The sequence below is a fragment of the Hydrogenimonas sp. genome (genome assembly GCF_029932565.1).
Lineage (GTDB): Bacteria > Campylobacterota > Campylobacteria > Campylobacterales > Hydrogenimonadaceae > Hydrogenimonas.
The window spans coordinates 1-8,018 of record NZ_JAOZPV010000076.1 but is presented as its reverse complement, the minus strand read 5'-3'; the positions used below and the strand labels follow the sequence as shown (position 1 = coordinate 8,018).

Sequence of the window (8,018 nt, the reverse complement as noted above, 5' to 3'; positions counted from 1 at the left end):
AGTACATCTGGTAATGGATATAGAACCGTATCTTCGTTTTCTCCTGGGGACGGGGGTAGTCTTTGTAAGCTGTCTTGATCGTGTCGAGAGAGTTGTCGTCGAGGACGTCGAAACCGGATGAGGAGATGACTTTCAGATTGGAGATGTCGCCGTTTGGATGAAGATAGAATTCGACGATGTTGACACCCTGCATACGCTGCTGGACGGCGAATGGCGGATAACCGCGCATCGTAAGGTAGTGCTGGGTGATCGCCTGAATCCTGTTGAGGTTCGATTTGATGAACTTTTTCTGATTGGGCGTGAAATGGTCGAATTCATCTTTGTAGAGGGCGTGAAACTCCCGATCTGACATCGAATTGTTGATCTGCTGGATCGATGGCGGCCGGGGCGCGCTCTGTGTCGATTTCGCCTCGCGGGGCATCGCCGGTGCACCCAGTGCGCCGGCAAGAGCCGATTCGGCCGATTCTTTTTTTGGTTTTGGTTTCGGTTTTGGCGGCGGGGGCGGAACAGGTTTGGGTTGTGGTTTCTGTTTTGCGACCGGTTTTTTGACCGGTGTCGGTTTGGGTTTTGGGATCGGTTTGTTTTTTTCTGGTTTACGCTTCCTGACCGGATTTGGTTCGGGTTTTGGTTCAGGTTTTGGCTCGGGCTCTTTCGGTTCCGGTACCGGTTTGGGCGCAGGCTTTGGAGCGGGTTGGGGTTGTGGCGGTGTCGATTTGGGTTGGGGCGGAACCGGTGGAGACGGTGGTGTGGGTGGCGCTTTTGGTTTCGATGGCGGCGGTGTGACGAAGTCACTCAGTGAAAGCTCGACCCGTTTCGCTCCGGAGGATGTCAACTCTTTTTTCGCCTGATGGGTCACAAGAAAAAGAACTGTCAGAATAACGAGGTGAATCAGCAGTGACAGAAGCAGTGAAATGAGTTTTCGTCGATTCATTCGGTTCCAGAGATAGTTGGTTTTGGCTGTCGGTTTCCAGTTTACGGGCTTTAAAAGTTGTGACCCGTTCGGCTATCCGTACAAAACTTGAAACCAAAAGCCGTTAATTGGTTGGATATTATACTTTATTAACCGCTTTTTGCCTATAATCACAAGAATCCATCTCAAAAATCCCTATGGACGGGAATGGTACGCAAAAAGTACACTGGTTTCGTTGAAAAACTTGGATGTAGTTTCGGCTACACCCTGCGTTTTTTGCCCCGCCATCGTACGTTTTGTGTATCACCCTTCGGGCAGCGTGCTTTTGTCCCGAGTCGTCGTTGGTTCTCCCCGATGTGGCTTTGGCCACACCTTCGTTGTACCGTCTCGACTCGGGAGAAAATCATCGCTGTTGGCACCTGTAGTGATTTTTGAGATGGATTCCAAAATTTTTGACGAGGATGAGAGCGTGAAACATACCAAGAGTATTGAAGCATATGAAGAAGCGAAACGAGTGATTCCGGGCGGTGTCGATTCACCGGTGCGTGCATTTGGCAGTGTCGGCGGAACGCCACCATTCATGGAGCGGGGAGAGGGCGGATACCTTATCGATATCGACGGCAATCGTTATGTCGATTATGTACAGAGTTGGGGACCGCTCATTTTCGGCCATTGCGATCCCACTGTCGAAGCTGCGGTAATCGAAACGGCGCGCAAAGGACTCAGTTTCGGCGCACCGACACTGCTAGAAACGGAGTTGGCGGAAGAGATCGTTGCACTTTTCCCCGCCATCGACAAAATCCGTTTCGTCAACAGCGGTACCGAAGCGGTGATGAGTGCCATACGCCTGGCGCGCGGATATACGGGACGCGACGATATCGTCAAATTCAAAGGGTGCTATCATGGTCACAGCGATTCGCTGCTGGTTCAGGCCGGCAGCGGTGCGGTAACGTTTGGCAGCCCGAACTCCCCGGGTGTTCCGGTCGATTTTGCCAAGCATACATTGCTGGCGGATTATAACGATATCGAAAGTGTCAAAGCCTGTTTCGAAGCGAGCAGCGATATTGCCTGTGTCGTTATCGAACCGATTGCCGGCAATATGGGTCTGGTTCCGGCGGATGAGCAGTTTCTGCGCGATCTTCGTGCGCTTTGCGATGCGCACGGTGCGCTGCTTATCTTCGACGAGGTGATGAGCGGTTTCAGGGCATCGCTGCTGGGTGCGCAGGGACTGACGGACGTCAAGGCCGACCTCGTGACGCTCGGAAAGGTGATCGGCGGAGGCATGCCGGTGGGGGCGTTCGGCGGGCGTGCCGACATCATGGCGAAACTGAGTCCGGAAGGCCCGGTCTACCAGGCCGGAACCCTGAGCGGGAATCCTGTGGCAATGGCAGCCGGTCTCGCTCAGGTTCGTCAGCTCAAAGCCGATGTGGCGCTCTACGAAATTCTCGAAATGCGTGCCCGACGGCTTGTCGACGGTCTCAAGGCTGCGGCGAATGCGCATGACATTCCGCTGCAAACCGATGTACGGGGCAGTATGTTCGGATTCTTCTTTAACGACAAACCTGTCCGTAATTTCGACGATGCATTGAAAAGCGATACCGACCGATTCGCGAAATTCCATCGGGCGATGCTGGATCGTGGCTTCTATTTTGCATGCAGCCAGTTTGAAACGGGATTCATCTCGACCAAAACGACGGAAATCATGATCGACGAAACGATTCGCAATGCCCACGAGGTTATGGGAGCGTTCTGATGGCGAGTGAAAAGCGTCAACCGGAGGAAGATAACGGGAAGCGAGATTCGGAGGAGACGCCGAAAGCGAAAAAGATCATCGAGGGGGCGAGTGATCTGTCGCTTGGCATCTCGATGGTCGTGGCGGTTCTCATCGGTGTGGGGATCGGATATTGGCTTCGCAGCATCTTCGGGTACGAATGGCTTTTCTGGCTTGGTGTCTTCTGGGGAATCGCCGCTGCCATTCTGAATGTCTACAAGGCCTACAAAAAACAGATGCGTTCGCTCGAAGAGTTGAAGAACGATCCCCGATACAGAAACTACCGCGATTTCGATGACGAAGACGATACGTAATCTTTCGGCTGTTCTGATACTCCTTGCGCTGCTTGGCGGTGCCGCGGCCTGGATCTATGGCGGTGCCCTTTCGCTGTTCAATTTCGAAACGGGATATGTGAGCGGCGCTTTTGTCATTGCGGCCTCTGCCTTTGGTTATTGGCAGATGGTTGCCGAAAGCGGAGAGAGCGTGCCGCATCACGGTTTGCCCGATATCGTCGATCAGATCGACGACCGCTATGGTCTATGGGAGGAAGAAGATATAGAGACAGGTGACGATGTGAAAACAGTTCTCCGGGAAGAGAAAGCGAGACGGAAAGAGAGCAGAAGAGATTTCAAAACATTTTTGAAGACCACCAAACCCGCACTTTCTCTCTATCGGGTCGCTGCCTATATCGTACTTGCTGCAGGTGTCTACTATCTGATCAGGAGCGGAGTGTTTGAGCCGGTACTTTACTTGATGGGTGTGGGTCTGGCTCCACTTGCGACGGCAGCGGTTCTCTATGTCAATCGATGATCAGCGGCGCTTCGAAAATCAGCTGATCACTCTTTTTTAAAATATATCCGTTGAGTTGATTCGCCTGCTGCTTCAGGGGCTGGACCGGGCAGCCGGCTCCCATATTTCCCCGTGCGGAAAGCTGGAAAATGGGATAGCGTTTTCCTTCGAATTTGAGGGTCTCTCCCGTTTTGAGTGAGAGCTTGAGTTCGATCTCTCCCGTATCATCGAAACAACCGAAAATCTGGGTCAGCATACCGACGAAAATTTCAGGATTGATCTTGATGTCGGGCAGAGCGGGGTCGAGGATGGTTGTAAAACCGTGCTGCCTGTTGATGGAGCTGGTACTCACCGCCAGATCGATCAATGTATAGATGTTGTGGGTGCTCAGTTTCAGCATGTTGGGTTCGGCGATCCGCTCCGGGGGCTTCTGATAGAGACGGATGGCGATGGCATCATTGTCTTCGTATCCGACCATGATGCCGAAAAATTCATATTTTCCGTATTCGAGATCCATCATCGTCGTCTCGAAACCGTAGGATTGGTTGGCATAGGAGACAGCAAGTTCGAAAATCTCGTGAGGTGTTACTTCGGCAAGCAGAAACTGCGCCTCCTGGTTGAGGGTGATGACTTTGCCGCTGACATCGAAAAGGATCCAGGGGTTGTAGTCGTACTCCAGCCACTTTTCATAGAAGTCCATCGCTCAAAAACCTCCGGTTTTTGAGAGTGAACAGTGAACGGTGAACAGTGAAAAGTAAAGGAAACCGCACTTCGTGCGGATTTTATCGATAAAATGAAAAGGTTGCAGTGCAACCATCTTCAATTGTTTATTTTTCATTGTTCAATTCATCGAGGAGAAGAAGGACCTATTCTTCGATGTAGTTCTTGAGTTTCCGTCCGACTTTGGGGTGTTTCAGCTTCTTGATCGCGCTGCTTTCGATCTGGCGGACGCGTTCGCGTGTGACATTGAGGGCTTTGCCGATCTCTTCGAGGGTGCGGTCGCTCTCATCGTCCATCAGGCCGAAGCGCATGCAGATGACCGCTTTTTCCCGTTCGTTGAGCTGGTCGAGGACATCGTCGATCTGCTCTTTGAGATCCTCTTTCATAACCGATTCGACAGGACTGGCAGAACTCTTGTCCTCGATGAAGTCGCCGAACCGTCCATCCTCTTCACTTCCGACCGGCGCTTCCAGACTGACCGGCTCTTTTGTGATTTTGATGACATTCTTGACCTTGTCGACACTCAGACCCACCTCTTTGGCGATCGTATCGACATCCGGCTCTTTTCCGGTCTCCTGCAGATGTTTCCGCATGATTTTGTTGATCCGGTTGATCGTCTCGATCATGTGGATCGGAATACGGATCGTTCTGGCCTGGTCGGCGATGGCGCGGCTGATCGCCTGGCGGATCCACCATGTGGCGTAGGTGGAGAATTTGTACCCTTTTTTGTATTCGAACTTGTCGACCGCTTTCATCAGGCCGATGTTTCCTTCCTGGATCAGGTCGAGGAAAGGGAGTCCGCGGTTGGTATAGCGCTTGGCGATCGAAACGACCAGACGCAGGTTCGATTTGGCCATACGGGTTTTCGCCTCTTCGGAGATCTTTTTTCCGCGCTTGATCTGCTCGAGAATCTCCTGCAGTTTTTCGGGATCCAGGTTGAAGCTGTCCTTGCTCGCTTCTTTGGTCTGGAAAAGTTTTTTGATCTGCAGATAGGTGCTGACCATCGTCGCTTCCGGAACGGCAGCCGCAATCTCCTCTTTGGACATATTGACGATATTGGCCAGGATTTTCTGGTGGTTTGCGATCAGCTGCTCATTGAAAAGCGGCAGGCGGTACTCGAGCCGTTTGAGCTCTTTGTCGAACCCTTCGTCGCTCTTGAGTGCCGTCTCCATCGCCTTGACCAGCTCGTTGATCAGTTTCGATGTCGGTCCCAGGTCGAGCAGACGGTCTTTGAGTACTTTTTTCTTGTACGACAGAACGAGGTCGTAATGGAATTTTTCCTCTTCGCTCGCATCTTCCGGCGGCGTCTTCTGCTGGGTCTTCAGCCAATCTTTTTTGGCCTTTTCGAGCGCTTTGAATGTTTCAATCACTTTTTTGACGCGTTTGTCGTCTTTGGCACTCTTTTTCTTCGCCTCGTCCGTCTCGTCGTCATCTTCGCTATCGGTCTCTTCAAAGCTTTTGAAGAGCTCTTTGACACGTCGTTCACGGTTGATGAGCGGCTCTCTGTAGTCGAGAATGAAATCGATCAGATAGGGGACCGAACAGATCGCGTCGAGGATGATATCCTCGCCCATTTCGATCTTCTTGCTGATTTCGATCTCTTCCTCTTTTGTTAGAAGCGGAATCTGTCCCATTTCACGAAGATACATCCGTACAGGGGAGTCGCTTCGTGACCATTCGAGAAGCTCCTTTTCCCGTGTGAAGTCGAACTCTTCCTCGAGTGACTCGTCACTCAGTTTCTGACGGTCCGACTCACGCTTTTCCGCCTCTTCGATATTGAGAAGCATGGCGCGTTCACTGGATGTGATGATGTTGATCCCATACTTCTTCGCGAGCTTCAGAACATTCTTCGCCTGAGCGAGTGTCGGCTGTTTTTCGAAAAGCTGTACGATCTTTTCAAACGTGATATATTTTTCGTTTTTGTGTTCTTCAAAAAGTTTTTCAAGTGCCTGATTCAGCTCTTTTGCAGTCATGTAAGGAGGGCTCCTTCGTGAGAGTAAATGGGATTATATCCAAAAAAATGTAAAAAATCCTTGAGATAACAATTTTTTTACGAGAAGTCAAGTTATCATCGGCATTTTCGGTGGAAGGTTAAGAATTGAAAGGTGAATGAATGTTGACAATATGGTAGATCGAAATTGGAACGGTTGTTGCTTCATTTATGTCAAATTACACCATGAAGGGTATGCATGCAGAACGGATTTTATACTGTAACGGGCGGGATGGTTACACAGTTCAACCGTCTCGATCAGATCAGTCAGAATCTTGCCAATGTCCGAACGAACGGGTATCGCCAAAAGAACAGTGTCATCGGCGATTTTATGCGGATTTTTCAGGAAAAACGCGATGAGCTTCCGCTGCAAAACCAGACAAAAGAGGGTGCGAAATTCTTGAATCGCACACTCAACAGGGTTCCGAGAATCGTCGAAGAGTATACCGATTTCGAAATGGGGCCGATGGCGGAGACGGGCAATCCGCTCGACCTGGCTCTGGGCGAGAAGAACCTTTTTTTCGCAGTGGAGACACCCTCCGGAATCCGGCTGACACGGGATGGCTCTTTCAAAATCAACGAAGACGGGGAGATCGTCACGCGTGATGGATTCAAAGTTCTTTCCCAGAACTATTTTCAGAACAGGCAGGCAATTACCGTACCGTTCGATGCCCTCCATATCCATATCGGCAAGAGCGGACGGATAGAATATTTGGACAAAACGGCCATGGATACACCGGTCTACCTGGACGATCTGATGGTTGTGCGTGTCGACAATCTGCAGGATCTCAGGGCGGAAGGGGACAACTATTTCACGATGCCGGGCAAAGTTGTGGAAGAGGAGATGAATATCGTGACGGAGACAAGAGAGATTTATCAATATATGATCGAAAAAAGCAATGTCAATCCGGTTCGCGAGATGACGCGTCTGATCGAAACCAACCGACTCGTCGAAATGTATCAAAAAGCGATGACTGCACAGATGGACGACATGAACAACGATGCCATCAACAAACTCGCCTCGGTTCGGGCATAAGAAAGGAATGGGATGATACGAGCACTCTATACCGCGGCAACCGGGATGGTCGCCCAGCAGATTCAAATTGATACGACGTCGAACAATATCGCCAATGTCAATACGATCGGATACAAGAAACAGCGTGCCGAATTTGCGGATCTGATGTACCAGACCGCCGAGTACGCCGGAACGTCCACGAGCGAAACGACCAAGTCGCCGACAGGGATCTCTGTCGGACTCGGTGTTCGACCGACCGCCATTGTCAAACAGTTTTCCCAGGGCAACTTCAAAGAGACCGGCAACAATCTCGATCTTGCGATCACCGGCAACGGTTTTTTCAAAATCATCATGCCGGATGGTACGGAGGTATACACGCGCAACGGTGCGTTCAAGCTTGACGAAACCGGCACGATTGTCAATTCCGACGGCTATACACTGTCGCCGGAGATCGTGATACCGGAAGATGCCGTCGCCATCTCGATCGGAACCGACGGAACCGTCTCGGTTTTGCAGGCAGGCCAACAGGAAGCGACCGATATCGGACAGATTCAGCTGACCAACTTCATCAATCCGGCAGGTCTCCATTCGCTCGGTGACAATCTCTATATCAATACGTCGGCATCGGGCGATCCGATCGAGAGCGTTCCGGGAGTCGACGGGTTGGGGCAGATCCGTCAGGGATTTGTTGAAATGAGCAACGTCCAGCTTGTGGAGGAGATGACCGACCTGATTACCGGCCAGCGCGCCTACGAAGCCAACTCCAAGGCGATCACGACCAGCGACGAGATGCTGCAGATCGTCAACAACCTCAAGCGTTAAA

The 8,018-nt window shown here is 51.2% G+C and carries 8 protein-coding genes; 5 read left to right on the top strand and 3 right to left on the bottom strand.

Annotation, left to right across the window (positions count from 1 at the left end; genetic code table 11):
- Positions 1-931 (bottom strand): energy transducer TonB (locus Q1K24_RS08310; protein ID WP_300368743.1); only part of this gene is annotated, 931 nt, incomplete at its 3' end.
- Positions 932-1,379: 448 nt separating this feature from the next.
- Here Q1K24_RS08310 and hemL point away from each other — a divergent pair.
- From hemL to Q1K24_RS08295, 3 genes are read left to right on the top strand one after another with little or no spacing between them, the layout of a single operon-like run.
- Complete coding sequence (gene hemL / locus Q1K24_RS08305; protein ID WP_300368741.1) at positions 1,380-2,663, top strand: glutamate-1-semialdehyde 2,1-aminomutase; 1,284 nt, start codon at positions 1,380-1,382, stop codon at positions 2,661-2,663.
- Positions 2,663-2,995 carry an AtpZ/AtpI family protein gene (locus Q1K24_RS08300; protein ID WP_300368738.1) on the top strand — a complete coding sequence of 111 codons (333 nt, stop codon included), beginning with the start codon at positions 2,663-2,665 and terminating at the stop codon, positions 2,993-2,995. The genes hemL and Q1K24_RS08300 overlap by 1 nt, the downstream gene beginning before the upstream one ends.
- Entirely contained in the window at positions 2,976-3,491 is a 516-nt protein-coding gene (locus Q1K24_RS08295; RefSeq protein WP_300368736.1) for a hypothetical protein, read from the top strand. The genes Q1K24_RS08300 and Q1K24_RS08295 overlap by 20 nt, the downstream gene beginning before the upstream one ends.
- Here the strand turns inward: Q1K24_RS08295 and Q1K24_RS08290 are convergent.
- On the bottom strand, positions 3,481-4,170 hold the full coding sequence (locus Q1K24_RS08290; RefSeq protein WP_300368733.1) for a hypothetical protein: 690 nt from the start codon (positions 4,168-4,170) through the stop codon (positions 3,481-3,483). The two genes, Q1K24_RS08295 and Q1K24_RS08290, sit on opposite strands and share 11 nt — an antisense overlap.
- Before the next feature lie 166 nt (positions 4,171-4,336).
- On the bottom strand, positions 4,337-6,163 hold the full coding sequence (gene rpoD / locus Q1K24_RS08285) for an RNA polymerase sigma factor RpoD (RefSeq protein ID WP_300368730.1): 1,827 nt from the start codon (positions 6,161-6,163) through the stop codon (positions 4,337-4,339).
- Positions 6,164-6,379: 216 nt separating this feature from the next.
- Between rpoD and Q1K24_RS08280 the strand changes: the two genes are divergently transcribed.
- Both Q1K24_RS08280 and flgG read left to right on the top strand, forming a co-directional pair.
- Positions 6,380-7,216: a flagellar hook-basal body protein gene (locus Q1K24_RS08280; RefSeq protein ID WP_300368727.1), complete on the top strand. Its 837-nt coding sequence runs from the start codon at positions 6,380-6,382 to the stop codon at positions 7,214-7,216.
- A 12-nt stretch (positions 7,217-7,228) separates the two neighbouring features.
- A complete protein-coding gene (gene flgG / locus Q1K24_RS08275; RefSeq protein WP_300361432.1) occupies positions 7,229-8,017 on the top strand; it encodes a flagellar basal-body rod protein FlgG in 789 nt (262 codons plus the stop codon).
- Position 8,018 lies beyond the last annotated feature (1 nt).

Excerpts from the sequence above, each read along its gene's own strand:
- Q1K24_RS08290 (WP_300368733.1), bottom strand. The coding sequence starts at position 4,170 with ATGGACTTCTATGAAAAGTGGCTGGAGTACGACTACAACCCCTGGATC.
- rpoD (WP_300368730.1), bottom strand. The coding sequence starts at position 6,163 with ATGACTGCAAAAGAGCTGAATCAGGCACTTGAAAAACTTTTTGAAGAA.
- flgG (WP_300361432.1), top strand. The coding sequence starts at position 7,229 with ATGATACGAGCACTCTATACCGCGGCAACCGGGATGGTCGCCCAGCAG.
- Q1K24_RS08300 (WP_300368738.1), top strand. The coding sequence starts at position 2,663 with ATGGCGAGTGAAAAGCGTCAACCGGAGGAAGATAACGGGAAGCGAGAT.
- Q1K24_RS08295 (WP_300368736.1), top strand. The coding sequence starts at position 2,976 with ATGACGAAGACGATACGTAATCTTTCGGCTGTTCTGATACTCCTTGCG.
- Q1K24_RS08280 (WP_300368727.1), top strand. The coding sequence starts at position 6,380 with ATGCAGAACGGATTTTATACTGTAACGGGCGGGATGGTTACACAGTTC.